Below are 24,050 nucleotides of genomic sequence, written 5' to 3'. Positions count from 1 at the left end.
TGTCCCCGATCGACTACGAGAACAGCCTTACTTCGACACCGGCTACGCTGACCCCAGCCGCATAACCCCGTGTCCAACATCCGGGGTGAAGTCCCAATCCCGCCAACGCCGGACAAGCCCATCGCACCCGAGGACCACCTGCGGGGGACGCGCACCGCCACGGACGGTCACAACATTCGGGCCACGTCCACCGAGACGCGTGACACCGGCGAGACGCCTGTGCGATGCACGACCAACCACCGCGGTCACCCGACAGCGGAATCCGCGCGGGCATGCCATTCGTGACTCCGGTCGGACGCCCGTCGTCCGACTTGTCGGTATAACGCGGTGGTGCGCGGGTGGCGCGACACCATGGATCCGTAATCAGCGGTCATTCGTGTCGAACCGAGAGGCGGCTCGAACCGACCACCAACGTCGCGACCGTGCGAATCACGCCGATCGACCGTTGCCGACAGCCATGCCGGTTCCTCGGGTCGTGAACCGCGAGGGTGAACCGGTGCCCCGGTCGGGTGCCGTGCCTTGTGTGGGTCTGCCGGATCGCGCGGGGACCGGTACTGCTGATCTCGACGGGATCGACTCGGTCGGACACGAACGGGGATGTGGTGGGGATGCGGTTGTGGTGGCGGGCCGTGGCGGCGGCCGTGGTGTGCGTGGCGACGGCGACGGCGGTGCCCGGCGCGGCGCACGCCGACGCGACGGCACACCGCACCCGGGACGCGGTGCCGCTTGCGGTGGCGGTGCAGCGGTTGACGGTGGCCGACGAGCAACGGGAAGGCTACGAGAGGAGTAAGTTCAGGCACTGGATCGACGCCGACAAGGACGGGTGCAGCACCCGCGCCGAGGTCCTGCTGGAAGAGGCCGTCGAGGCACCGGAGATTACCGGCCGCTGCACCATCGTCGGCGGGCGTTGGTACTCCTTCTACGACGATGTCTACGTCGACGGACCCCAGGGTCTTGACATCGACCACATGGTGCCCTTGGCCGAGGCGTGGGACAGCGGGGCGTGGGAGTGGACCGCCGAACGACGTCAGGCCTACGCCAACGACCTGGACGAGCCGGTGGCGTTGTGGGCGGTGACGGCGCGTTCCAACCGGCAGAAGGCTGATCAGGATCCCTCCACGTGGCTGCCGCCCTACGAGGCGGCTCTGTGTCGTTACATCGACGCGTGGGTGTCGGTCAAGACCCGCTGGAGCCTGACCATCGACCAGGTTGAGCGCGATGTTCTGATCGCCAAGGCGGCGGACTGCCCGGACGAACAGGTTGACGTCGAACCGGCCTAGTGGTTGCGACCGTTAGTTCGTCGGGGGTTGGCGCCAGGCGGTGATGTCGTTGAGGTAGAGCCCGCAGGCGCAGTCGAGTGCTTCCTGTGGTGTGCCGAAGGGGTGGCCGCTGGGAAGGATCGAGTCCTCGTAGTCGTCGTGGCTGGCGCGGTAGATGGCGAAGCGCCAGGTGGTGGCGGATCCGTTGTAGCGCAACCGCAACAATTGCAGGGTGGTGCCGTCGGCGAGGTCGCCGGTGACCTAAGCGAACGCGCCGTGGTGGCGTACCCGCACGGTGGCCAGTTGGGGCCAGCGTTCCCGGGCGCGTGCCAGCAGGCGTTGGCGCAGCGAGACCTTGGTCGACTCGGGCGGTGAGGCCATGGGTCACGATCCTGCCCGATACCGTCCCACTCCCATAGTCGATCTTGGAGTGGGTGGATTGAGTGGCCGTGCGGAGCCCGTATGCGATCACGCTGGACGAGGTGGATCGGCGGACATTGGAGGCTCTGGCACGGCGCGGTCGGGCCGAGCATCGGCAGGTTGATGCGGGCGCGGATCGTGTTGGCCGCCGCCGACGGGCGTTCCAACGCTGGCATCGCCCGCGAACTGCGGGTCGTCGAGGACACCGTTCGTAAGTGGCGCAAGCGGTTCCGTAATGAAGGGCTTCCGGGTTTGGTCGACCGGCCGCGCAGCGGGAGACCTCGGGTCTTCCCTGCCGCGGTCGTGGCGGAGGTCAAGGCATTGGCCTGCGAACTGCCCACGGGGGCCGGGGTGCCGTTGTCGCGGTGGAGCTGCCCGGAGCTGGCCCGCGAGGCGGTCGTCCGCGGCGTCTGCGAGCGGGTGTCGGCCTCCACGGTGCGCCGCTGGTTGGCCGCCGACGCGATCAAACCGTGGCAACACCGCTCATGGATCTTCCCGCGCGATCCGTACTTCGCGGTCAAGGCGGCCCGGGTGCTCGACCTGTACGCCCGCGTCTGCGATGGCGAACCGTTGGGAGAAAATGACTTCGTGCTCAGCGCGGACGAGAAGCCCGGTGTGCAGGCCCGGTACCGGCTCCACGACACACTGCCCGCCGGTCCGCGCCGGCCGATTCGGGTGGAATCCGAATACTCCCGCGGCGGCACGCTGGCCTACTTCGCCGCCTACGACGTCCACCAGGCCCGCGTGATCGGCCGCTGCGAGCCCACCACGGGCATCGTCCCGTTCTCCCGCCTGGTCGACTAGGTCATGACCACCGAGCCCTACGCTGGCGCCCGTCGCGTGTTCTGGATCGTGGACAACGGGGCGTCCCACCGCAACTGGGCCGCCGCTGCCCGGATGAACGACGCCTTCCCCAACGCCCGCATGGTCCACTTACCGGTACACGCCTCGTGGTTGAACCAGGTGGAAATCTACTTCTCCGCCGTGCAGCGCAAAGCGCTCACCCCCGACGACTTCGGCGACCTCGACGAGGTCTCCGAACGACTGATGTCCTTCCAGGACCATTACAACGCCACCGCCCAGCCCTTCGACTGGACCTTCACCCGCCACGACCTCAACCGGCTGCTCACACGGATCGGCCGCCATGACCGCCACGCCCCACAACCACTGACAGCATGATCACCCCGACGAACTAACGGTCGCAACCACTAGGCATGCACGAACAGGCCACCACCCACCTGAAGCGGGCCCTCGACCTGTTCGTGCGCTACCACGACCCCACCGAACAGGCCCACACCCACCAGGTGCTCGCGTTCGCCTGGGAACGACGGGGGGACGACCGGCGGGCCCTGGAGCACGCCCACCACGCCCTCGCCCTCTACCGCGCCCTCGACCAGCCGGTGTCGGAAGCCGACGCGCTCAACGCGGTGGGCTGGCACGCTGCGTGCCTAAGCCAGTTCGACACCGCCCGCGAGCACTGCCAGGCCGCCCTCACCCTGCACCGACACCACCACAACCCCGACGGTGAGGCGGAAACCCTGGACAGCCTGGGCTACATCGCCACCACACCGGCGACCACCACCAGGCCCTCGACCACTACCACCACGCCCTCACCCTGAACCGCGACCTTGACAACGCCTACCAGGTCGCGGACACCCTCGACAGCATGGGCCATCCCCACACCGCCCTCGGCCGGCACGAGCAGGCCCGCGCGGTGTGGCGGGAGGCACTGCAGCTGTACCGGGAACAAGGCTGCGACGCCGACGCCGAACGCGTCCAACGCCAACTCGACAACCTCGACCTGTGACTTCAGTTAAGAAGGAAAGACCGCAGCGGTCGGGTGTCTCGATCGGGTGGAGCCCCTGGCCTGGACCATGACGCCTATGACCGACGTCCCTATAGGTCGGCATGCCCCATCGACGACCCGCCCCACCGACGACCCGCCCCACGAGACCCCGCCGCCGGAACCGTGATCGGCGACCTGGTCGAGTTCTACGACAAGCACTCCGTGGTCGAGGCCGTCGCCGCGCACTTGGCCGACGAGCGCGGCGACTACGACGTGACCGCGATCGAGCACTTCTACCACCATGCGATCGACGAGCAGTTGGCCCCGGCCAACCTCAAGCTCGACCCCGGCGGCGCCCGGATCCTGGCCACCGGCCCGTTGACCGCGGGCACCAACGTGGCGGAGCTCGTCAACGACGCGTTCGACTACGCCGACCTGGTCGGCATCTGCCAGGACCACAGCCTCGACCGGCTGTGAACCCACCGGCGCACACATCGTTGGCTGCCCTGCCGCCTCCCCGGCCGGTGGTCGGACATCATGTTGTCGTCGGCCGTGTGGACGTTGCCGTCGCCCGTCGACGCGCACGCGGTGACGAACCTGCGTTGTAGGCCGGATGAAGTCCAGGAACATCATCACCGATCGTCACGCCAAAAGCTGCGCGCATCGTCAAATCTACGGACTAGCAATCTTTGAGGGAGCGCGAGCGGAACGTGGTGGAGTCTCGTGGAGCGTCGGGGAGTGCAGACGAAGCACGTGGAACGGCGTGGAACCACGTTTAATTACGGCGACTGTCAAAAGCTGTCAATTGCTGTGGCAATCTGTAGAACAATCAGACTGTAATTCTGTCGCGGTAGATGTTCTGCGTGCCGACTTGACGCGCCGGCTCAGCTCGGAGCGTCAATGACCTGCGGTGATGCCTGACGGTACCTGACGGTGGTCCACGATCGTCCTTCCCGCCGGCGGTCAGTCGGCGGCGCGTTGGCGCTCGGTCGGCGGCGCTCCCGGGCATACGCGGCCTCGGTCGGACTACTGCACGCTACTGCGCACTACTGCGTGCGCAATTGGGGTTTGCCGAATGGGTGACGCGCATGTACCCTTGGCGTCACAGCGAAAGACCCCCCACGGTCGCCGATCCGGTTTGTGAACCCGGATGACTCTCTGGGGGGTCTGACGTTGAGTTGTTCGTCTTTCTGAAATGTGGTTGTGGACGATTATAGCCAGGTCGACGGGGTTTGTGCCACCTCCTTTGCCTGGCGGGACGGACGGCGACAGCGGCTCTCAGCAGCGGAAACGCTGCCGGGAGTCCGCTCGACCCGGCGGGCGGTGCGTCTGGGTTCCCTCATTTCGGAGCGGACGCACCGTCCGCCGAAGTCGTGTTCTGGGCGGCCTCGGCGAAGCCGTCCGACCGTCGGTCGGTGCTCCCGTCACTCGCGCCGCAGCAGTGGGTGCAGCCTCTCCGCGCTCCCCCGCCGGTACAGCATGGCCGGTCGGCCCCGGTCGCGGCCCTGGTCGCCGGTGGCCACCAGGAAGTCCTCTCCGCCGGTGACTTTGCGGTGGAAGTTGCGCGGGTCGACGTCGCAGCCCCACACCTGTTCGTACGCCCTGCGCAGCTGCGCCACGGTGAACGCTGGCGGACACAACGCCGTCCCCGCCGGCGTGTGCTCCAACCTCGTCCGTGCCCGCCGCATCGCCGCCTCGACCACTGCGGCGGCCACGCCCGTCGGCACCGCGTCCATCGGCGCCCAGCACGTCGACCCGGCCGGCCCGACCTCGTCGGGGACGTGGACCAGCGCGAGGTAGGCCACTGTGGCCACCGGGACCTGAGCGCGGCCGTGGTGCGGGCCGAACGTGCCGAGCTGCTCCGTGTATGCGCCGGGCACCAGGCCGAGGTGCCGCGCGAACACCGCGTCCCGTGCGTCGTCCAGCGACGTCGCCGGGTCCAGCGGCGCACCGGGCAGCTCCGGACCTTGTTCGCCGGTGTGCAGCAGCACCCGCAGCCCCGCCGCGCGCACGGCGAGCACCGCCAGGCGCACCGACAGTCCGACCATCGGCGGCGCCGTCGCCTCGACCGGCGCGGTGCGCGTGGCGCGCGAGGCCACCGGGTCAGTTCTGGACGGGGTGGTCCCCGCGCTCGACGACGTCGAGTTTGGGGAAGCCGGGACTCATGAGCTGCACGTGCACCACCTTCATGCACTTGATCACGTCGTCGAACGAGACGTCGTGCACCAGGACCTCCTTGACCGGCACGGAGCCGCGGCTGGCCGCCAACGCCGTCAGGTCGTCGTGCGACTTCACCTCTTGAGCCTGGCTGTCGACGGCGTACACGCGCACCGTCCAGTCCGGCTCCGCGCCGTGGCTGTGTGCGAAGGCGTCGACCCCGAGGATCGTCCACCGGTTCGAGTCCAGCCCGGAGAGGTCGTAGAGGCTTCCACTGCCCTTGATGAAGCTGTCCTCCGCCGCCGCCGTGCCGACCCAGTCCTTCGCGAGCTGGGCCACCAGCGATCCGTTCGCCACCTACCTGCCCGACGGCGGCGAGCGGGACGGTGTACCCGAGACCGGAACCTGGCTGGTCAACCTGGCAGACCTGATCATGGCGGCCGACGTGCTCCGCGACCCCGCCGAGTTCTACGCATATGCCGAACTGCGCGCTCGGATCAACAAGATTGGCGGTCCCCGCATCTTCGTCGAGACCGACGCCCTGGGCGCCTGGTGCGAGCACCGCACATCAAGCCGGTCAGCCTCGCTCCAGGCGAACTGACCATGATCAGCACCACTTCCGAGCCAATGAACGACTACTACACCTTCGTCCCTTCCGAAGACCACCCGGAACCGCCACCGCACCCGTCCAGCGGCATCCCGGCAGAGGTCCTGAGCGCGCTCGGCAAGGTCCTCGACCACCGACCGGAACACTGGCACGGGCTGGCGACCGCAGCGACCGCTCTCTCACCCTCACGCTGGGCGACCGTACGACGAGCCCTGTCGAATAGCGGCAAACAGCGCCGGTCCCGGCGCGCAAGAAAGCTGGCTCGCCGAGCGGCACACGGAATTCAGCTGTCCGACAACCTCACTATCTACGTGCACGATCCCGCAGGGCAGGACTGCGAAGTGTCATCCGCTGATCTTCTGGTAAAGCCAGTCAACTCCTCCGTTGACCATGTACGCGACGCAGCGAGGTGGAAAGGGTGACGCGGTCGCAGCCGGCGCGCCACCGTCGAACCACTGTCCTGATTCTCCCGGCCACCGGATGCCTACTCTGGTCTTTGCCTATCAGGTCCTTCGAACCGACCATGTAGCGGTTGAAGTTGACCAGTCGAACTTTGCGCAGCAGGCCTGGACCCAGACGACCCAGCGAGTACAACGCGCCCATACAAACCACCGGGTCGGAATCTGCTCCCAGTTCCATTGCAGGAGTCCATCACACCGTTCGGTTCGATGGAAATTGACAGGGTCTGCAGATTTTACTTTGTATCCACTTCCACGGAGGACGCGAGGTCCGGCCTGAAGCGGCGCACCGCGTTCAGACCGTGACGGCTTGTAGTGCCCGACGTCACTAGCCGCTCGATATCGTCGAGCGCCTGCAAAGTGTAGGGATTGTCCGCCCCTAGTGTGCGAGTGCGAGCATCGGCGACCTGTCGAAGGTGCATTTCGGCCGCGTTTCGGTGTCCTTGTGCCGCCAGCACACGGGCGAGATAGTGGCGAGTGGTCAACGTCTTAGGGTGATCGATGCCGATAACCTGCTCGCGCGCGACGAGGACTTCTTCGAAACCGATTCTTGCCTTTTCCAGATCGTGACCTTCCAGCCAATAGGTTCTCGCGACATTATGCAGAACATAGAGCGAGAATGGATGCTTTAAACCATAGGTATCACTCATGATAGAAACGAGTTTCCGATATCCTCGCTTCGCATCACTATAATCCCCCGCTTCCGCTTGCACCCGATGAAGGTTGTGTCGGGCTTTTAGTGCCCTGAAGTGTGTGTCGCCGAACTCGTCACTAAGCCGGTCGACGGCGAAGGTGAAGTGCTTAACGACTTCATTGCGATCGTCGGTCAACTCCACCAGTGCACAGTTTAGCGCGTGTTCCGCCCTTAGCGTGTCCGGATGTTCCGCCCCGTACGCATCGAGACAAACGGAATGAACGCGTTCGGCTATCATCTTCGCCGTATCGAGGTGACCGAGTTCGCTCAGGACAATGCTGAGTTGCATCTCGGCATTGAGTGTCTCGGGATGATCGGGCCCCAGGGTTTGCCGAGCCGAATCGGCAAGTTGACGCACAAGTCGCTCGCTGTCGATGAACTGACCAAGACGATATGCGATCACCGCCAGTTGATACATGGGCCCGTAGAGATCGGGATGCCGCGGCCCGAAGGCTTGTTGCCGAAGGCGCAGGCATCGCTCGAAATGAACACGGGCAGCAGGATACTCTCCGCGATCGTGAAGATAGGCTGCCAGAACATTACTGACCGCATCAAGATGCCGAAAGTCGGACTTAACACGAGTCGCATGTTCGATATACATTGCGAGGTGCGGAGCCATTACCACGCACCGATCCCAGTTTCGGAGGTCGCCTAGATCACCAGGAAAGGCTCGCACCAGGAGGTCGGAGACCGCATCGATCCAGCGCTTCTCGGTCCAGCGTGAACTACTGTCGCGAAGAAACCGGGTTAGGTTTTTTAGTCGTTGCGCAAACGACGTAGCGGACGCGGTCGCGGTTGAACGGACGATGCCTTGAACGAGGTTATGAGTACGAATGAAGCCGGGGCGGTCAAGGCTGACCAGCGATGTGTTTACGAGCATCTCGACCAGCCTGTCAAGATCTAGCGTGTCACGAGCAGCACGTGCGAGCTCAGAGGGAAGCATGGTGGCCCGGTGCGCGAAGAGGTCTCGAGGCACGGCTTCAGGTCCAAGAAACGACAGTATGCGAAGCAGCTGCACGGCCGCTACGCTCTTACGGAGCAGTTGCCTCACCGCTAAATCGACGGTAACGGTTACAGAGACAGGATAAGGTCTTGCATCACCCTCCCCCATTAGGCGCGCAACGCCCGCTTGGAATCTTTTGCGGTATTCACTCAAGGTTACCGCGCGGAAACGGCAGTAGGTGCCCGCCTGCGCGATAGCCAGCGGCAGTCCTTCCAGTTGCTCGGCCAGATCGGCTGCTGCTGAGACGTCGTTATCACCACTGTGGGCGAGGAGGAGTTTCACCGCGTCGCGTTCGCCGAGTGTAGGAATGGCATTCGTGATGGCGAGGGCATCCCAAGCCGGGCTACGCGAAGTGATGATAACTTGCCCGAGCCCATCGGGAATCAATCCGGTTAGGGTTGTTTGATCCGCCACGTCATCGAATATGAGCAGCCAATCACTGCGCCGTGCCAGTGCCGCGACTGCTGCTTCCGCGGCAAGGTCCTGTTCTTGATCCTCGGTGGCCAGACCCAGACAGTGAGCGAGTTCAGCCAGACCGGCCAACGCCCAGAGCCGGTTCGATGCGGTGATCCACCAGCCGATCTCGAAGTTCGCACGAAATCTTTCCGCATAGGCCATCGCGAGTTGCGTTTTTCCCAATCCTGGCATGCCGTGCAAAGCCACTACAGCAGCGGACGTCTGGCTTCGTGAAAGCTGACGACGCAGCCATGTGAGTTCGTTCGAGCGTCCGGTGAACGTTCTCACGGGTTTGGGGATTGACCAGATGGACGATCCCGCTGCTTCATCGTCCGAAGCATCTGTCGACTTGGTATCGAGTGACTCGCCGACAGTGCTCACGGCTCGCCGCTTACGCCGCTCGGCGACACCGCTGATCACGCCTCCGATGATCAGCAACAACGATCCCGCGACGTACTGGTAGAGATTGAAGAGAAGGCCCGCAAAACCGAGGATTACTCCACTAACTCCGATCAGCAGCGGCCGTCGCGCCAACTGCTCCAACACACGCCCGCGTCGACTCTTCGTCCTGGTGATCGCCACTTCCACCTCAAAGGACAGCTATCTGGCCAACTTCATCAGGTTGCACACCCTCGCCCTCGCAACAAGCAAACCACGACGAGGTCGTGATGTTCGCACACCCCTCGAGTCGACACCCGAGTCTTGGCCCTTACCCACGTTGTGATCCGCGACGACTCACACACCGGCCATACGCGGCCGGAGCAGTTCGCTGGGGTGGTGTCGAGGACCTCCCGGATGCCGTCGTCGGTTTCAGAACGATGGCGGCTGGGCATGGAGGACCGCTCGCCACTGTCCAGGCGGTCACGGGTGAGCCGGGTGTTCGCGTGATCGGGGCTCATGATCCCAGGGGTGGTCGGCCAGGACGTCCACCAGTTCGGCGACGGCACGGGCGGTGTCCCCGGTCTCGACCCGACAGAAGGCGAGGTTGCGCCGGGCGGTCAACTTGTGGGTGCTTCGGCCCCAGACGCGGAGGTGATCGGCCAGCAGGTCTTCGGAGATGCCGACCGCAGCGGGCGGTGTGCTCTCACCGACGAGGTGTGCAAGGGTGCGGCCGGTCGACAGGACCTCGATTCCCACCACCGGGCGACGCGGCACGCCACACCCGACGACACAGCCCGTCGTCGGCACGAGCGAAGCGGGTGCCCGACCGGGGACGCCCGCCGCCGGGAACACACCAATCCGAGCGCGGTGTCCGCATTGTCGCCTGCGGCGCGTCGGTGAGCGGTTCTCGCCGACCCGGCCGGACGCCTGCTGTGGACCTCACCCGCACTGCCCGGCTCGGCCCACGACCTGACCGCGGCCCGCACCCACGGCATCATCGAAGCTCTGACATCACACGACATCCCGTGCTGGGCGGACAGGGCGGATCCGGTGCGGCGGTCGACGCGCATCAGGCGATACCGGTCGTGTACTTCATCGCCCCGATCTTGTTGCCGTACATGAAGAACAGGGCCACGAAAACCTGGAGCTGGTCGTTGGCCGGCAGCGGCGCCAGGTCCTGCGCCACGTCGTCCTCGGTGAAGTCGCCGCTGGCGGAGGTCCTGCGGTTGAACAGGGCCTTGGCGGTGTCGTGCTCCCGGTCGTCCATCTTCACCGGCACGATCTTGCGCAGGTCGTACTGGGGCGGCAGAGGCGAGCGGACCAGCTCCTTGGGGTAACGGGCCGACATGATCCGCATCGCGGTGTTGACCACGTGCACCGCCAGGGTGGGGCCCATCGCCATGCTCTGGATGAGCACCAGCAGCTCGTCGAGCGGGACCACGTCCTCCTCGATGCTGATCGGCGTCTCGATGTCGACGTCCAGGCGCTCCATCGCGAGGGCGATGTTGTCGAGCACCTGGGCCGCGTTGACGACGATCCGGTCGCCGTCGGCGATGCTGGCCCGCGGGTGGTACGGGTCGAAGAACTCCCCGACCTGCAGCTCCTGCTCGTCAGGATCGGGCGCTTCCGCGCCTGTGGGGTGTCAGAACTCTGCACTTGCATGCTGAGCTGCGACGATCGCGCACGCTGGACCACCAGGGCATGATCGTGAGATGTGGCGTTACGACTGCTGTACCTGATCTTCGTCCGACTCGGTGACTGGCTGGTGCTGCTCGGCCGGTCCTCCGCGGCCAAGGACATGGAGTTACTTGTACTGCGGCACGAGGTCGCCGTGCTGCGCCGGACCAACCCTCGCCCGCGACTGGACTGGGCCGATCGCGCGGTGCTCGCCGCGTTGGTGCGACGCCTGCCCGGCTGGTTACGGCAACACCGGTTGGTGACACCGGGCACCGTCCTGCGATGGCACCTACGCCTGGTCGCGAAGAAGTGGACGCACCCGGGCTGCACCGGCCGACCTCCGATCGACGACACGGTTGTGGCGTTGATCGCGCGGATGGCCCGGGAGAACGCCGGGTGGGGCTACCGTCGGATCCACGGTGAGCTGCTCAAGCTCGGACACCGGGTAGCCGCTGCAACGGTTCGCCGCGTGCTCAGGCGCCTGCGGATACCACCCGCTCCCCAGCGCGACACCGACACCTCCTGGCGGCGATTCCTGCACGCGCAGGCCGCGAGCATGTTGGCCTGCGACTTCTTCCACGTCGACTGTGCGGTCACCCTCAATCGGGTCTACGCGTTCTTCGTGATGGAGGTCGCCACCCGCTACGTCCACATCCTCGGCGTCACCACGAACCCCGACGGCCCATGGACCGCCCAACAAGCCCGCAACCTGCTCATGGACCTCGGTGACCGGGCAGACGGCTTCCGGTTCCTCATCCGCGACCGAGCCGGCCAGTTCACCGCCTCGTTCGACGCGGTCCTCTCCGGCGCAGGCATCCAGGTCGTGAAGATCCCACCACGGTGTCCGCGAGCCAACGCCCACGCCGAATGCTTCGTCGGAACCGTCAGACGTGAAGTCACCGACCGACTGCTCGTCATCAACGAACGCCACCTGCGCACGGTGCTGGACCGCTACGCAGCCCACTACAACCATCGCCGACCACACCAAGCACTACAACTCGCCCCACCACGACCGGACCACCCGATCGCAGAGCCGGACTACATCTCGATACGCCGTCGAGCAGTCCTCGGCGGCCTCAACAACGAGTACGAACCGGCAGTAGCCTAACCGCAGGTCAGACCATGTGACTGGCTTTTGACACCCGGCAGGGCGTGGACCCTCGCGCCCCGCCCAGGTTGGATCAGCGCGGTCCACCCGGCACGCACGGGCGGCAGCTGCCGCCACGGTTCTCACATCCTTCGTAACGTGGAGTCAAGATGCAATGATGTAACTCAGGGGAAGATCAGGGCGAAGGGAGGTATCGACATGGCGACGGCTGAGATCATCACTGAACTGGTGCGTGCGCATACTCAGGGTGACGAACGTCGGTGGCGGAACCTTCTCACCCAGCTTATCGCCGCCGAGTCGCGGGCCGGGCACACCAGGCAAGCGGCCCGGTTGCGTGGGTTGCTGGCCGAGGCCAGGGAGTTGGAACCCGAACGGGCGAATCGTGCTGCGCAGGGACGGGCGATTCAGCTCGCTCGCGCGCCGCGCGAGCTGAATGACGTGCTTGACGTCCGCTACAGCGAGGTTCGTCTCGCTGATCTCGTTCTGCCTCCTGCCTTGCATGCCGGTATGCAACGCGTCCTGGACGAACAGCGCATGGCCAGCCGCCTGGCCGAGCATGGCCTGCGGGCCCGTAGGCGGCTCCTGCTGTACGGTCCGCCCGGCTGCGGCAAGACGATGGCCGCGCACGCGCTGGCCGGTGAACTGAAGCTGCCGTTGGCACGCGTCCGTCTTGAGGTGCTGTTCAGTCGGTACCTCGGCGAGACCGCGGCCACACTGACCGACATCTTCGAGCACATCGGGCAAGTGCGAGGGGTGTACCTGTTCGACGAGTTCGACGCGCTGGGCAAGCACCGCGGCGACGACCTCGACGTCGGCGAAGCCAAACGCGTGGTCGGCACCTTCCTGCAGTTGCTCGACGCGGACGAGAGCGACAGCTTGATCATCGCCGCCACCAACTTCGGCCGGGCGCTGGACCCAGCCTTGCTACGCCGGTTCGACGACGTGCTCGAATTCCCTCCACCGACTCCCGCAGCGATCACGACCCTGCTGCGTCGGCTGCTCAGATCGTTCCCCGTCGCGGACAGCGACTTGAAGCGGCTCTCCGAGAACAGTCAGGGACTCTCGTTCGCCCAGGTCAAAGCAGCCGTGGATGACGCCCGCAAAGCCGCGATCCTCGGTGATCGTGAGCACCCCCCAGTCGAAGACATTGCCAGTGAACTGACCTCGCGTCCGCGGGAGAACAGTCTGTGAGGTGGCATCTGTGATCCGGACCGGGCTGCCGCTGATCCGGGTCGGCCGCGCCGTCGAAGAGGACTACCGCGGTTTCGGGGGCGGTAAGCGGCGTCCGCCGCCTGCCAGGACCAGGCAGCAGCATGCGGCACGCCTGCTGCGCTCGCTGGATGCCGTCGAGCAAGCCAGGAAAGCCACGGCCACGCGCGCGCCCGGAAGCGAAGGGCAGCTGATCGCGGCAGACGGTGCGGCGGATCTGGCCGAGGTCGCTGGCAGCCTTGGTGACAAGCGCTCTCACGCCGTCCTCGTCTCCGTCGACCAGGGGCAGGCGCTGGTGCACGTCCGCACCGATGCCAGGGCGTTGCGCCGGAAGATTGAGCGCTACCGGGATACCGACACAAAATCGGGAACGCCAGCCGGGCAGGCTCTGATCGCGCGGATCAGCGATCTTCGGGTGCCCACGCTGGCCGACCTGAGCCTGGGCGAGTTCGACGCGTCCGACATCGATCCGAACGACGCGTACTGGGTCGAACTGTGGACCCGAGGCGGCCGCCTCGACAACCCCGAGGACCGGGACCGCGTCGCGCAGGAAATTCAGTGGCTCGCCCAGCTGGGCGGGTACTTGGGGGTTCCCGCCCGGTTCGAGGGGACTGAACGGGACATCTTCCTCGCACGCCTGACCGGCGACGTCCTCGCGGGACTGCCCGGCCTCGTCCCGGAGGTCTACGAGGTTCACCTGGCGCCGCGGGTGCGGCTAGTGGAAGCCCTGCTGCAGGGCGAGGAGTCCGCGGCTCCGCCGGTCGCCGTGGACCCGCCGCCCGAGAACGCGGCGATCGTCGCCGTCCACGACACCGGCACCAGTCCCACACACCCGTACCTGGCGCCGGTGCTCGCCGGAACCGGCAGTGTGGTCCCCGGGGAACCGGATCCGGTCGACCGGGACGGTCACGGCACCGCGATGTCGGGCATCGCGACCTACCCGGGCTACCTGCAGGACGTTGTTGCCGGACGGCTCCGCCCACAGAACCGGCTCATCGGGATGCGGCTGATCCCCACTCCGTCGAGCCGCCCGCAGGACGACGCCCCCGACCTGTGGGCGGCCCGCACCGAGAATTCGATCATCGAAGCGGAAACCCACGGCGACGGCGCCACGGTCGTTCATAGCCTCAGCGTCGGCGCAGACAACCCATCAGCGCTGCGCACTGCCTGGTCGATCGGTGTCGATCAGCTCGCCTGGAACGACGGTGCCGGCCGCCTGATCGTCGTGGCCGCTGGCAATGTGCCGGTCGAGCGGATGGCGATCGATGCCGAGGACTACCCGGCGACGAACCTCGGCGAGCCGATGTGCCAGCCGGCCCAGGCGTGGAACGCACTCACCGTCGGCGGCTACACCGCGCTGGTGGGCGCGCCCGCGCCCGGCACGGGGGCGTATCCGCCTTCACTGGCCCCGCTGGGCGGCCTCAGCCCTTACGCGACGAGCGACGTGGGCGGGAGCGGCCGCCCGATCAAACCTGAGATTGTGAAGGAAGCTGGCAACATAGCTCCCGGCGGTGGACTGCCCAACGTCGGTGCCGAGCACTTGTCTCTGTGGACGACCAGCAATCGGCACGCCGTCGGGCAGCTCAGTACGCAGACGTATGCGACAAGCCCAGCTGCCGCTTCGGCGGCAGCGGACCTCGCGGTTCTCGCCCGCGAGCAGCCGACGCTGGGGCCGGCGGCCCTGCGCGCTCTGTACGTCCATAGCGCACGGTGGACCCCGGCCATGACCACCCAGTTCACCGACCGCAAGGACCGGTTGAGGGCTGTTGGGTACGGCGTACCAGACTTGCGTGCGGCACGCGGTTCCGACAGCAACCGTCCGATTTTCGTATACGAAGGTTCGCTCGCCCCAGGCGCGCGGCAGGCCCAAATGCTGCAAATCCCCTTGCCTGACAATGTACTAAGCGATCACGCCGAGGCCAAGGTACGTCTCGCGGTGACCTTGGCGTACTTCGTGGAGCCTACCGAGGACCTGGCCGGGCAGCGTTACGCCGGTGGGCGCCTGAAATGGGAGATCCAGGGGCCTGCGGAGACCGAGGACCATCTGCGCCGCAGGATTAACCGGCTGGCTCGCGGTTCGTCGACCGACACCGACAAGACGTCCGGATACAGCTGGACCATCGGTCCCCAACTGCGGGGACGGGGGACCATGCAGCATGACTACGTAGGGCTTGAAGCCAGCCAGCTGGCAGGCGACCGGTTGCTCGCCGTGTACCCGGCACTCGGCTGGTGGGAGTATCGCGAGGTAACCAAGACCAAGCGAATCCCCTACGCAGTGATTGTCAGTATCGACTTCGGAACGCAGGACATCGATGTTTACACCGCAATTCAGGTCGCGACGGCGACGACCATTGCAACCTGACAGCAACAGGTGAGCAATGACTCGACGTGCTCGACCTGATTGACTGCCCGGCCGCCAAAAACCCGAACCAGGCGTGGCCACCCGCGAGTTCTAGTGCCGTGCCGCCCACTGCCGTCCGGATGAGGCACGCAGCTGCTGGGCGAGGTGGCGTCGGTGACCGTCCGGCACCCGCAGCTGTCGCGTGCGGGCGCGGTGCCGTACCAGTGGCTGGAGACGATGGGGTGTATCTGGCGCGAGCCGGTGGCGCTGCGGCCCGGTGAGCGCTCGTGGTCGTTGGCCGCGTTGCTGCACGTGGACCGCGCCAGCCGGCCGCTCGTGCTGGAGTACCTCGGCCGGACCGACCCGCGGTGTGGTTCGCCGCGCTGCTGCGCGCCCTGCTCCGGCCGCTGCTGCACGTGCTCTACACCTACGGCATCACGGTCAACCCGCACGGCGAGAACGTCGTCGTGATCACCGACGACCACGTGCCGGTCCGCGTCGCCCTGCTCGACCTGGTCGACGACGTGAACGTGTCGGTGGACCGGGTGCCCGCGCGCGGTGTGGAGCCGGACGCGCACGACCCCGTGCTGCCGCGCAAGCCGTGGCCCGTGCTGCGCCAGTACACCGTGGACGCCCTGCTGTTCGGCGTCCTGCGCCCGCTGTCCACCCTGTACCCGCTGGACCACGACCGGTTCTGGGGCCTGGTCCGGGGCGAGGTCGACGCCTACCGCGCCCGCTTCCCCACCCTGGCGGACCGGATGGACGCGGGCTCCCTGACCTCGCCGCAGTTCCTCCGCTACCCGCTCAACGGCTACCGCATCACCGTGGGCTACCAGGACCTGACCACCCGACCACCGGTACCGAGGACGGGCACCCTGCCCAACCCGCTGCACGACGTCGTGCCGGTGCCCCCGGCGGACGGCTGGTGACCCCGCTGGACCAATGGTGATCACCTCCCCAGTACGGTCGGTGCGACGTGGCTGTCGTCAAAGGGTCGTTTGAAGACAGCCACGGTCAGGTCGTGACGAAGTGGTCCAAGTCAACGCCTCGGCGGCCGACCTCCCACAGGTCGGGGCCGATCTGCACCGACATCCGGTGCACCCGATCCCGCCAGGCGGGCGGCCATCGCGTCGTGCTGGACCACCGCACCCCTTCCAGCGGAATACCGGTCAGGTCGGCATTGCCCAAGTCTGCTCCCACTACGTCCGAGACCACCCGATCCATGATCTCGATCGCTGTCAGGATCTCCTCCTCGCGCAGGTCTTCCGCTGCCTGGTCCGCCGTCACCGCACGGACGAACGCGGACTGCGTCCGCGACGCTGTGCCTCCAGGAGAACTGATGTGGGGGAAGGCGAGAGCGCGGGCGAGGTCGAGGGTGTGGTGGAGGTCGCGGACGAGGTCGCTGGCGAGGTCACGGGCGCTGGCGAGGTCACGGGCGAGGTCGTGGTCGTAGCCGCGGGCGCGGTCGAAGATGCGGGCGCGGGCACGGGCGCGGGCGCGGTCACGGGCGCTGGAGAGGACACGGGCGAGGTCGAGGATGCCGTGGGCGAGGTCGAGGGCACCGCGGGTGAGGTCGAGGTCGAGGGCGATGTCGCGTTCGCGGGCGAAGGTGAGGTTGAGGTCGCGGGCGAGGTCGCGGGCGAGATCGAGAGCGCGGGTCAGGTCGAGATCGAGATCGAGATCGAGATCGCGGACACGGACAGGGTTGCGGGTGCGGGCGAGGGAGCGGGCGCGGGCGCGGGCGCGGTCGAGAGCGTGGGGGAGGGCGGTGGCACGGACGCGCAGGTCCTCTCGTGTGAGATGGCCCATGTCGACGAGCAGTCGGATCGTGGACATGGCCTGTCGTGGCAGCCAGAGGCGGGCGTGGAGTCGGTCGGCGGCGGGCATGGAGGCCAGGGCTCGGGCGAAGCGGAGCAACTCGGCCACCTCGCGCGGTTCCGCGGTGGCCGGTTCGGTGTCGCGGTCGCTGGACGGCGCGGTGACGGGATCGCGCCGGGTGGTCCTGTCCGTCGGCCGGGCGGTGGGCAGGATGGCGGCCAGGCCCGCGTCGAGGTCCAGTACCCGGTCCAGGTCGTCGGTGTAGGCGTGGGCGCGGGCGGGCAGGGTGGCGTCGGCCAGGCCCGCGTCGAGGTCCAGCACCCGGTCCAGGTCTGCGTGCAGGGCGGCCAGGTCCTCGGCGAGGCGGTGGTCCAGCTCCGGGGCGTCGATGTGCTCGTTCACCGGTCGTCCTCCTGTCCCGCGAGCCAGGCCTTGAGGGTGTTGCGGGCCTGGTAGAGGTTGGACCGCACGGCCTCCCGCGACAGGCCGAGCCGTTCGGCGATCTCCGCGGGTGTGTGCTCGTGCAGAGTCCAGGCCATCACCTGGCGCTGCCGGGATGGCAACCGCCTGATCCGTTCGATCAAGTCGTGCCGCTGTTCCCACAGTTCGATGTTCGTCGCGCCGGTGCGCAGCAGCGGCGAGGGCTGTGGCTCAGGGTCGTCGGTCGGGGTCTCTCGCACCGTGCTCATCGCCCTCACCAGCGCGCGGGACGCGGTGACGTACGCCCACGCGCGGGGATGGCCGACCTCCGGCCACCGCCGGTAGAGCGTGGCCATGGTCGTCTGGACCAGGTCGGCCGCCAGCGCCACGCCCGCGCCCTGCACGACCAGAAACCCCACCAGCGGTTTCGTCCACTCCCGGTAGAACGCGGCGAACTCCATGTCCCATCCATCGGTTGTCCCCGTGACCTGTCGCGGCGTGGCATCCCGGTCCGTCGCGGGGGACCGGGCGGGCCGCCCGCGATCGTCCTGTTCCGATTCGTTCATCGAACTTCCCGCCCCGGCTCCTGCGGGGTGCCGGTCACGACCAGCCGCACCCGCAACCGGCTGCCGTCCCCGCGCACGTCGTCGAACTCCACCGCGCCACCGGTGCCGCCGGTCAGGCTGCCCGCGAGCTCCCGCAGGGTTTCCTGACGCCGCCGCTCCCGCACCGCCCGCCACCACAGCCGGGCCGCCACCCCGAGCAGCGCCAGCACCTGCGGCGCCACCACCCACACCACGGTCTCCACCACGATCCACTCCGTCCCGGAGCCTCGGCCCCCGCCACCGGCACCCTGCCGGCGTCACAGTCGAGAGCACGACGACACCCCCACCGTGAAAACGATCAACCCGAGATCACCCGGACGGAGCAGCACACCGACCCGACAGCCCGGCCGGTCAAGGTGACTGTGGCGCAGAGGACGCCGGCACGCCGCGCAGGTCAGGACTCCGCCGCACGCCACGACACATGCTGGCTCAGCCGTACAGACGACTTCGAACATCGACAGCGGCTCCGCGGACAGCCGGTGTCGAGAATCAGTTGTTTGACGACAGCAACGGATGGCGCTGACGGGCGGGATTCAGGTCAAGTCGGCGCGGCCGAGTTCGCTGGCCGTGGGCAGGAACTCGCCGGGGACGCCGGCGCCGAACAGATGGGAGCGGGTCTCCTCGAAGCGGTCACGGGTGCGGCAGCGGCGGGTGAGCAGGGCCAGCAGTTGCCGGGCGGTGTCGCGGTCCACGCACGCCTCCTCATCACCTCCTCCAGTTCTCCCCTCGCCTCGGTCCACGCGCCCGGTGGTGCGCCGGGCCGGTCGCCGTCGTAGACGTACTGGCGCGGGCCCGTCCGTAGCGCCGGGCCGAGCCTGCCACACGGGACGATCTCGCCTTCGGCCACCAGACGCAGCGCGGTGGCCGCGGCGAGCAGCATCGCCTGCTGGACCTCCCAGTCCAGGTGCTCGTAGGGCCGCCAGACGCGCAGCCCGCCCCGTTCCGGCAGGCCGGTGGCCGTCCACACCTGCTCCAGGGTGTTCCGGGCGTGTGTGCGCAGGGTGGACGCGGCCAGGCTGACCTCGTCGAGCAAAGAGCGCAGCAGTCAGAACCACACCCCGGCGTGCACCGACCGACCCGGCAGCTCCACCCGCCCGGTCGTCAGCGCGGCGTGGGTGTAGCGGTCCAGCGTGGCCAGCGGTTCGTCCACGGGCGTCGGGTCCGGCGGCCGTCCGTTGAGCACGGCCGCCATGTGGACGTTTCGGGCGTTCTCCAGGCGGCACCCGTGCTCGCCGGCGTTCTTCCGGGCCATCCGCGCGATCAACGCCACAACCGTGTCGTCGATCGGAGGTCGGCCGGTGCGGCTCGGGTACGTCCACTTCTTCGCGACCAGGCGTCGGTGCCATCGCAGGAGGGTCCCCGGTGTCACCAAACGGTGTTGCCGTAACCAGGCGGGTAGGCGTCGGACCAACGCGGCGAGCATCGCGCGATCGGCCCAGTCCAACCGCGGGCGGGGGTTGGTTCGGCGCAGCACTGCGACTTCGTGTCGCAGCACCAGCAACTCCGCGTCCTTGGCCGTCGATGGCTGGCCGAGCAGAACCAACCAGCCGAGGACCTGGGCGAAGATCAGGTACAGCAGTCGTAGCGCCACGCCTCACGATCATGCTCCTATAGCTCGTGGTGCGCGATCACCGCAGCTCATCGCCTCAGTGCAGAGTTCTGAAACCCCGCAGGGTCGCGGGACCTGAGTAAGCGCTCGCCGGGCCAGCACCGAAAATGAGCGCGCCTGTCGACGACGCGTGAAAACTGGATCTGGCACGGTTTCCGTGACGAGGCGCTGGTAGTTGATCATGTTGCGTGTCGATCTCGGAGTTGCTCGGTGTCGTGTTCCCTCACCTGCGCGACCTGCGGATCGAGAAGGTGTCCGCGTCTGGTCGGTCCGTGCGGATCCAGGCTGCCACCCACGACCGGGCTGTGGCGTGCCCGACCTGCGGGTTCGTGGCGCGCCGGGTGCACAGTCGCTACGAGCGTCGACTGTCCGATCTCATGGTCGGTGGCCGTGAGACGGTGATCCATCTGCGGGTTCGGCGGTTGTTCTGCGGCAACGAGCACTGCGTGCGGGTGACGTTCGTGGAGCGAGTCGCCGGGGTGACCACCAGGCACGGTCGTCGCAGCGTCGGCCTGGGGCGGGTGCCGGAGCGCATCGCGTTGGCGCTCGGTGGTCGGGCCGGCGCGCGGCTGACCGCTCACGTGGCCGTGGACGTGAGCCGGATGACGCTGGTGCGGCTGGTACGGGCGCTGCCGGACCCGCTGGCGGGTGTTGTAAGGGTGCCGGGCGTCGACGACTTCGCGCTGCGGCGCGGGCACGCCTACGGCACGGTGCTGATCGACATCGGATCGGGCCGTCCGGTCGACGTACTCGCCGATCGCACCGCCGAGACATTGACCACGTGGTTGCGGACGAATCCGGGAGTGGAGATCGTGTGCCGGGATCGTGCCGGCGCGTACGCCGAAGGCGCCCGTCTCGGCGCACCGGAAGCGCTGCAGGTCGCCGACCGGTGGCATGTCTGGAACAACCTGGTCACCGCCGTCGAAAGCACCGTCGCCCGACACCGCGCCTGCCTGCAATCACCCGAGTTCGTCACGTCGGTGATCGGCACACCGCCCGGTGCCGCACCGCCCTCATCGACACAGACAGCACCGACACCTACGAACACCTGGGCAAGAACCGATCGGATCGCCGTCCGCACCCGTGAGCGCTACGCCGCGGTGCACCGGTTGCGCGGCGAAGGTCTCAGTCTTCGGGCCATCACCGCTGAACTCGGGCTGGCCAAAGGAACGGTACGTCGTTTCGTCCGCGCCACCGGTGTCGACGAGCTGCTGGCCAATGACGGCACCGGCCGCAGACCGAGCCTGCTCGAGGAGTTCAAGCCCTACCTGGATCAACGGTCGAACGCAGGCTGCGTCAACGCGACGCTGCTGTTCGAGGAGATCAAGGCCCGGGGCTACCGTGGCCGGTACCAGATCGTGCGCGACTACCTGCGCCTTTCCGTACCGGTGCGCCCGTCCCCGAACCGGCGCCACCGGCACCGAAGGTCCGCCGGGTCGCGAGCTGGATCATGAGCAAGCCCGAGAACATGACCGGCACCTGCTCCACAAGCACGGCGAGGCCACGCCTACCCAGCGCACCGAACTCTACGACTCCTACGTTGACCTGCTCTTGGCGCGCGAGGCCAATAAGCACCCGGACTCGGTCCGCAAGCACCAGAAGCAGTTGCGTGAGATCGTGCCGTTTCTCGGCTGGTACCTCCAGGCCCGTAGTGAAGCCTCCACCGTGAACGCACGGATGTCGGTGGTCGACCTGAAGGCCACCATCCGGCACTTCCAGCGGGCCTACGGCAAGCAGGAAACGGTCGTGGACGAGCTGTTCGAGGCCGCCAGCCTCCGACTCTGGGCACTGACCAGCAAACTCGAAGGAACCTTCGAGTTCGAGGTGCTGTCTTTGCGGGAGTACTTCGCTGCCCGCTTCCTGTACCGGTATGCAGGGGAAGACACCGCGGGATTCGACCGCAACACCGTCTTCCGTGAACTGTTGCGCAGGCCCTACTGGCTCAATACCGCGCGGTTCTACGGCGGCAACGCCGAAGGTGAGGCCGTCTACGTCCTGGCCGAAGGCGTCCGAGACGAACTCGCCGACAATGGCTCCCCCGCTTCCGTCGTGGCGGCCTGGACACTGTTGACCGACGGAGTGTTCGCAAGCCGCCCCCGCAAGGCCCGGGACGTACTGGGCTACCTGTGCGCAGACCACAACCTCGACACCCTGCTCGACGCGCTGGGGCGTAGGGAGATCGTGGCATTGCCGGAGCTTTCCCGGCTGCCCGCTACAGACGGCGAAGACCCGACCTGGATGCGCCTGACAGGAGAGATGGCCGCGAACCCCGCCGATCCCGACAACCCTCGCCGTGTGCGAGTGCTGCGTGACCTCCTTGGCCAACGGGCAGCGTTCGCCACATGGTGGGCGCAGCAGGTACGCGCCGCGGACACCGCCGGCAGGGACGCGTGGCTGCGGGTGGCTGCCAGCTGCGAGGGCGCAGCCGGCGCGCCGAACTCGACCTCGACGGCTTGGACCTGTCCCGGCCGCTGACCGCACGCCGCGTACTCGACACCGGTCTGATCCCGACCCCGGGAGGACGCTTCGAAGCCGACCTCATCCGCGCCGTGGTCGACGGCCAGTGCCCCGATGTTGTCTCACTTCGCTCGCTTCCCGCGCAGATTGCGGTCGCGCTCGGCACCCAAGGGCTGCTCACCGCCTCGCAGGTCGGATTCACCGAAGACGACACCACACTCCAGCGCCGGCGCAGGGAAGCCGCCGCGCGTCTGCGCAAAGCCGACTCGCCCTTCGCCAGCATCGCCGAACTGCGCCGCTTCAAGGCAGGGGAGAAGGGCAGCACCTTCCCGTGGGCCAACATCGCCTCGGCACTGATCGACCTGGTCGGCCGATGCTGGCTGGCCTCACTCACCGCAATAGTCGGCGCCGCATCGCCCAACAGACTGGCCTTCACCCGGCCTGCAGAGCCAACGACGGCCTTCGGACCAGACTCCCACCCCGTGACCCTGATCGCCGATAGCCGAGCCAAGGCCGCGGACGCGCAGTGGTGGCGCGACCAACTTAAACTCATCGACACGTATGCGGACTCCGCGGGGGAACCGACCGGAGACGGAAACCTGGCCCGTGCCGAGTGGGTACTGGCACTGTGGTGCGTCGGACACGCGACAGTGCTCACGCTGTTGTTCGAAGAATGGAAAGCAGAGTTCACACGGCTTCCCTCTGAACGACGCTACGCGGTGGCGGATGCCGCAGAACGCATCGGCATCTATGGATGGCTCGATCGTCTCACCGACGTAACCTCCGAGCCTGACCGCGTCGTCGGTGCACTCCTCGCATACCGAGGGAGACGGCTTGTCCCTCCCTCGTCCCGCCCTCGGCTGGCGTACGTATCCACGCAGACGTCCCCGACGGTGCCGCCTCCACTGCTCGACGTCGCGCGCACCCACACCTGGTTCAAGGTCGACACGATCGGCACCTACCGATGACCGCCAGCCACTGGTCGCGCGGACGCCGTGCGGAACTCCGCTTCAGCAGCGGACAGCTCTGTCATGACGGAACTCCGTTGGAGAGCGCGGAACGTGCCGCAGAGCCGCAGTCTGGACATTGACCACATGGTGCCGCTCGCGGAGGCGCCTAGGAATAGAGCCCGCAACGACCCCACTTTAGGTCAACGATCTAGACGAAGCGGTCGAGCTCTGGGCCGTCACCGGCCGCGCCAACTGCGGCAAAGCCGGTCACGACGTGCGCAAGGGGGTGCCTCGATCTACGACCACATCACTGGCTGGATAACAACGTTGCCGCTACGTCAGGCGATCACCCTACGGGGTGGTCCGACTGGGTGGTGCGCGCTGTTGGCGGGTGGTTCGGGGACAGGGTCGGGTGAGACTAGGGCCCGTGGACGAGGCGGAGGTGCGCAACCAGATCGGTGGCACTGTGATGGGTGCGGTGGTGCAGGCGGGCACGATCGACCAAGTGGTGCTGTATCAGCAACCGCGGGCGGACGTGGCACCGGTACCGCGGCAATTGCCCGCGGTGGTGCGGGATTTCGCCGGTCGTGACATCGAGCTTGCCGCCTTGGACGGGATTCTGTCACCCGACGGTG

At 67.2% G+C, this 24,050-nt stretch carries 27 protein-coding genes and 2 pseudogenes; 18 read left to right on the top strand and 11 right to left on the bottom strand.

Annotated features, from left to right (window positions below):
• The first annotated feature begins 629 nt into the window (after positions 1–629).
• Positions 630–1,280, top strand: a complete 651-nt coding sequence (locus ACWEFJ_RS37755; RefSeq protein ID WP_449716723.1) for an HNH endonuclease family protein — start codon at positions 630–632, stop codon at positions 1,278–1,280.
• Between the two features lie 12 nt (positions 1,281–1,292).
• Here the strand turns inward: ACWEFJ_RS37755 and ACWEFJ_RS37750 are convergent, their stop codons facing one another.
• On the bottom strand, positions 1,293–1,481 hold the full coding sequence (locus ACWEFJ_RS37750) for a hypothetical protein (RefSeq protein WP_449716722.1): 189 nt from the start codon (positions 1,479–1,481) through the stop codon (positions 1,293–1,295).
• A 339-nt stretch (positions 1,482–1,820) separates the two neighbouring features.
• Here ACWEFJ_RS37750 and ACWEFJ_RS37745 point away from each other — a divergent pair, with 339 nt between their 5' ends.
• The 6 genes and pseudogenes from ACWEFJ_RS37745 to ACWEFJ_RS37720 all read left to right on the top strand — a co-directional run bounded on the left by ACWEFJ_RS37745 (position 1,821) and on the right by ACWEFJ_RS37720 (position 3,942).
• Positions 1,821–2,483: an IS630 family transposase gene (locus ACWEFJ_RS37745; RefSeq protein WP_449716721.1), complete on the top strand. Its 663-nt coding sequence runs from the start codon at positions 1,821–1,823 to the stop codon at positions 2,481–2,483.
• Positions 2,484–2,486: 3 nt separating this feature from the next.
• Positions 2,487–2,858: a transposase gene (locus ACWEFJ_RS37740; protein WP_449716720.1), complete on the top strand. Its 372-nt coding sequence runs from the start codon at positions 2,487–2,489 to the stop codon at positions 2,856–2,858.
• Between the two features lie 35 nt (positions 2,859–2,893).
• Positions 2,894–3,298 carry a hypothetical protein gene (locus ACWEFJ_RS37735; protein WP_449716719.1) on the top strand — a complete coding sequence of 135 codons (405 nt, stop codon included), beginning with the start codon at positions 2,894–2,896 and terminating at the stop codon, positions 3,296–3,298.
• A pseudogene (locus ACWEFJ_RS37730) lies at positions 3,292–3,366 on the top strand (hypothetical protein); the annotation flags it as partial. The gene ACWEFJ_RS37735 and the pseudogene ACWEFJ_RS37730, both read left to right, overlap by 7 nt.
• Positions 3,346–3,486 (top strand): hypothetical protein, encoded by a 141-nt coding sequence (locus ACWEFJ_RS37725; protein ID WP_449716718.1) that lies wholly within the window; start codon positions 3,346–3,348, stop codon positions 3,484–3,486. The pseudogene ACWEFJ_RS37730 and the gene ACWEFJ_RS37725, both read left to right, overlap by 21 nt.
• A gap of 162 nt (positions 3,487–3,648) precedes the next feature.
• Entirely contained in the window at positions 3,649–3,942 is a 294-nt protein-coding gene (locus ACWEFJ_RS37720; RefSeq protein WP_449716717.1) for a hypothetical protein, read from the top strand.
• 947 nt (positions 3,943–4,889) lie between these two features.
• On the opposite strand, the gene ACWEFJ_RS37715 is transcribed toward ACWEFJ_RS37720, so the two are convergent.
• On the bottom strand, positions 4,890–5,564 hold the full coding sequence (locus ACWEFJ_RS37715; RefSeq protein WP_449716716.1) for an NUDIX hydrolase: 675 nt from the start codon (positions 5,562–5,564) through the stop codon (positions 4,890–4,892).
• Positions 5,565–5,568: 4 nt separating this feature from the next.
• Positions 5,569–5,961 carry a hypothetical protein gene (locus ACWEFJ_RS37710; protein WP_449716715.1) on the bottom strand — a complete coding sequence of 131 codons (393 nt, stop codon included), beginning with the start codon at positions 5,959–5,961 and terminating at the stop codon, positions 5,569–5,571.
• Between ACWEFJ_RS37710 and ACWEFJ_RS37705 the strand changes: the two genes are divergently transcribed.
• The gene (locus ACWEFJ_RS37705) at positions 5,906–6,223 is read left to right on the top strand and encodes a hypothetical protein (RefSeq protein ID WP_449716714.1); all 318 of its coding nucleotides are present in this window, start codon (positions 5,906–5,908) and stop codon (positions 6,221–6,223) included. The genes ACWEFJ_RS37710 and ACWEFJ_RS37705 overlap by 56 nt on opposite strands.
• A 700-nt stretch (positions 6,224–6,923) precedes the next feature.
• On the opposite strand, the gene ACWEFJ_RS37700 is transcribed toward ACWEFJ_RS37705, so the two are convergent.
• Positions 6,924–9,422, bottom strand: coding sequence for a tetratricopeptide repeat protein (locus tag ACWEFJ_RS37700; RefSeq protein WP_449716713.1), 2,499 nt, complete (start codon positions 9,420–9,422; stop codon positions 6,924–6,926).
• Between the two features lie 279 nt (positions 9,423–9,701).
• Positions 9,702–9,980, bottom strand: coding sequence for a hypothetical protein (locus tag ACWEFJ_RS37695; protein ID WP_449716712.1), 279 nt, complete (start codon positions 9,978–9,980; stop codon positions 9,702–9,704).
• A 144-nt stretch (positions 9,981–10,124) separates the two neighbouring features.
• Here ACWEFJ_RS37695 and ACWEFJ_RS37690 point away from each other — a divergent pair.
• Positions 10,125–10,262 (top strand): annotated as a pseudogene (locus ACWEFJ_RS37690) (IS5/IS1182 family transposase); the annotation flags it as partial.
• Between the two features lie 28 nt (positions 10,263–10,290).
• Here ACWEFJ_RS37690 and ACWEFJ_RS37685 read toward each other — a convergent pair.
• Entirely contained in the window at positions 10,291–10,737 is a 447-nt protein-coding gene (locus ACWEFJ_RS37685; RefSeq protein WP_449716711.1) for a hypothetical protein, read from the bottom strand.
• Positions 10,738–10,935: 198 nt separating this feature from the next.
• Here ACWEFJ_RS37685 and ACWEFJ_RS37680 point away from each other — a divergent pair, with 198 nt between their 5' ends.
• The 5 genes from ACWEFJ_RS37680 (at position 10,936) to ACWEFJ_RS37660 (ending at position 16,485) form a co-directional block, all read left to right on the top strand.
• Positions 10,936–12,006: an integrase core domain-containing protein gene (locus ACWEFJ_RS37680; protein WP_449716710.1), complete on the top strand. Its 1,071-nt coding sequence runs from the start codon at positions 10,936–10,938 to the stop codon at positions 12,004–12,006.
• A gap of 198 nt (positions 12,007–12,204) precedes the next feature.
• Positions 12,205–13,197: an AAA family ATPase gene (locus ACWEFJ_RS37675; protein WP_449716709.1), complete on the top strand. Its 993-nt coding sequence runs from the start codon at positions 12,205–12,207 to the stop codon at positions 13,195–13,197.
• 1 nt (position 13,198) lies between these two features.
• A complete protein-coding gene (locus tag ACWEFJ_RS37670; protein WP_449716708.1) occupies positions 13,199–15,577 on the top strand; it encodes a S8 family serine peptidase in 2,379 nt (792 codons plus the stop codon).
• A gap of 144 nt (positions 15,578–15,721) precedes the next feature.
• On the top strand, positions 15,722–16,027 hold the full coding sequence (locus ACWEFJ_RS37665) for a hypothetical protein (protein ID WP_449716707.1): 306 nt from the start codon (positions 15,722–15,724) through the stop codon (positions 16,025–16,027).
• Complete coding sequence (locus ACWEFJ_RS37660; protein ID WP_449716706.1) at positions 15,925–16,485, top strand: IucA/IucC family C-terminal-domain containing protein; 561 nt, start codon at positions 15,925–15,927, stop codon at positions 16,483–16,485. The genes ACWEFJ_RS37665 and ACWEFJ_RS37660 overlap by 103 nt, the downstream gene beginning before the upstream one ends.
• 85 nt (positions 16,486–16,570) lie before the next feature.
• Here ACWEFJ_RS37660 and ACWEFJ_RS37655 read toward each other — a convergent pair whose 3' ends face one another.
• The 5 genes from ACWEFJ_RS37655 to ACWEFJ_RS37635 form a co-directional block, all read right to left on the bottom strand.
• Positions 16,571–17,695, bottom strand: a complete 1,125-nt coding sequence (locus tag ACWEFJ_RS37655) for a hypothetical protein (protein ID WP_449716705.1) — start codon at positions 17,693–17,695, stop codon at positions 16,571–16,573.
• A 77-nt stretch (positions 17,696–17,772) separates the two neighbouring features.
• Positions 17,773–18,255 carry an RNA polymerase sigma factor gene (locus ACWEFJ_RS37650; protein ID WP_449716704.1) on the bottom strand — a complete coding sequence of 161 codons (483 nt, stop codon included), beginning with the start codon at positions 18,253–18,255 and terminating at the stop codon, positions 17,773–17,775.
• 101 nt (positions 18,256–18,356) lie between these two features.
• A complete protein-coding gene (locus tag ACWEFJ_RS37645; RefSeq protein WP_449716703.1) occupies positions 18,357–18,605 on the bottom strand; it encodes a hypothetical protein in 249 nt (82 codons plus the stop codon).
• Between the two features lie 327 nt (positions 18,606–18,932).
• The gene (locus ACWEFJ_RS37640; RefSeq protein WP_449716702.1) at positions 18,933–19,091 is read right to left on the bottom strand and encodes a hypothetical protein; all 159 of its coding nucleotides are present in this window, start codon (positions 19,089–19,091) and stop codon (positions 18,933–18,935) included.
• 353 nt (positions 19,092–19,444) lie between these two features.
• The gene (locus ACWEFJ_RS37635) at positions 19,445–19,990 is read right to left on the bottom strand and encodes a hypothetical protein (RefSeq protein ID WP_449716701.1); all 546 of its coding nucleotides are present in this window, start codon (positions 19,988–19,990) and stop codon (positions 19,445–19,447) included.
• Positions 19,991–20,196: 206 nt separating this feature from the next.
• Here ACWEFJ_RS37635 and ACWEFJ_RS37630 point away from each other — a divergent pair, with 206 nt between their 5' ends.
• The 4 genes from ACWEFJ_RS37630 to ACWEFJ_RS37615 form a co-directional block, all read left to right on the top strand.
• Positions 20,197–21,462 (top strand): ISL3 family transposase, encoded by a 1,266-nt coding sequence (locus tag ACWEFJ_RS37630; RefSeq protein WP_449716700.1) that lies wholly within the window; start codon positions 20,197–20,199, stop codon positions 21,460–21,462.
• Positions 21,463–21,559: 97 nt separating this feature from the next.
• Positions 21,560–22,483, top strand: a complete 924-nt coding sequence (locus tag ACWEFJ_RS37625) for a hypothetical protein (protein WP_449716699.1) — start codon at positions 21,560–21,562, stop codon at positions 22,481–22,483.
• Positions 22,462–23,433 (top strand): hypothetical protein, encoded by a 972-nt coding sequence (locus ACWEFJ_RS37620; protein WP_449716698.1) that lies wholly within the window; start codon positions 22,462–22,464, stop codon positions 23,431–23,433. Before ACWEFJ_RS37625 ends, ACWEFJ_RS37620 begins: the two co-directional genes overlap by 22 nt.
• Positions 23,434–23,842: 409 nt before the next feature.
• Positions 23,843–24,050 (top strand): hypothetical protein (locus ACWEFJ_RS37615; RefSeq protein ID WP_449716697.1); only part of this gene is annotated, 208 nt, incomplete at its 3' end.

This window comes from Actinosynnema sp. NPDC004786, from assembly GCF_053601135.1.
The sequence above is the reverse complement of the archived record's forward strand: the minus strand, read 5'-3'. Positions and strand labels throughout refer to the sequence as shown.

What these genes read in the sequence shown, in the direction of transcription:
- ACWEFJ_RS37740 (WP_449716720.1), top strand. Translation starts at nt 2,487, where the DNA reads ATGACCACCGAGCCCTACGCTGGCGCCCGTCGCGTGTTCTGGATCGTG.
- ACWEFJ_RS37675 (WP_449716709.1), top strand. Translation starts at nt 12,205, where the DNA reads ATGGCGACGGCTGAGATCATCACTGAACTGGTGCGTGCGCATACTCAG.
- ACWEFJ_RS37725 (WP_449716718.1), top strand. Translation starts at nt 3,346, where the DNA reads ATGGGCCATCCCCACACCGCCCTCGGCCGGCACGAGCAGGCCCGCGCG.
- ACWEFJ_RS37705 (WP_449716714.1), top strand. Translation starts at nt 5,906, where the DNA reads ATGAAGCTGTCCTCCGCCGCCGCCGTGCCGACCCAGTCCTTCGCGAGC.
- ACWEFJ_RS37735 (WP_449716719.1), top strand. Translation starts at nt 2,894, where the DNA reads ATGCACGAACAGGCCACCACCCACCTGAAGCGGGCCCTCGACCTGTTC.
- ACWEFJ_RS37650 (WP_449716704.1), bottom strand. Translation starts at nt 18,255, where the DNA reads ATGGAGTTCGCCGCGTTCTACCGGGAGTGGACGAAACCGCTGGTGGGG.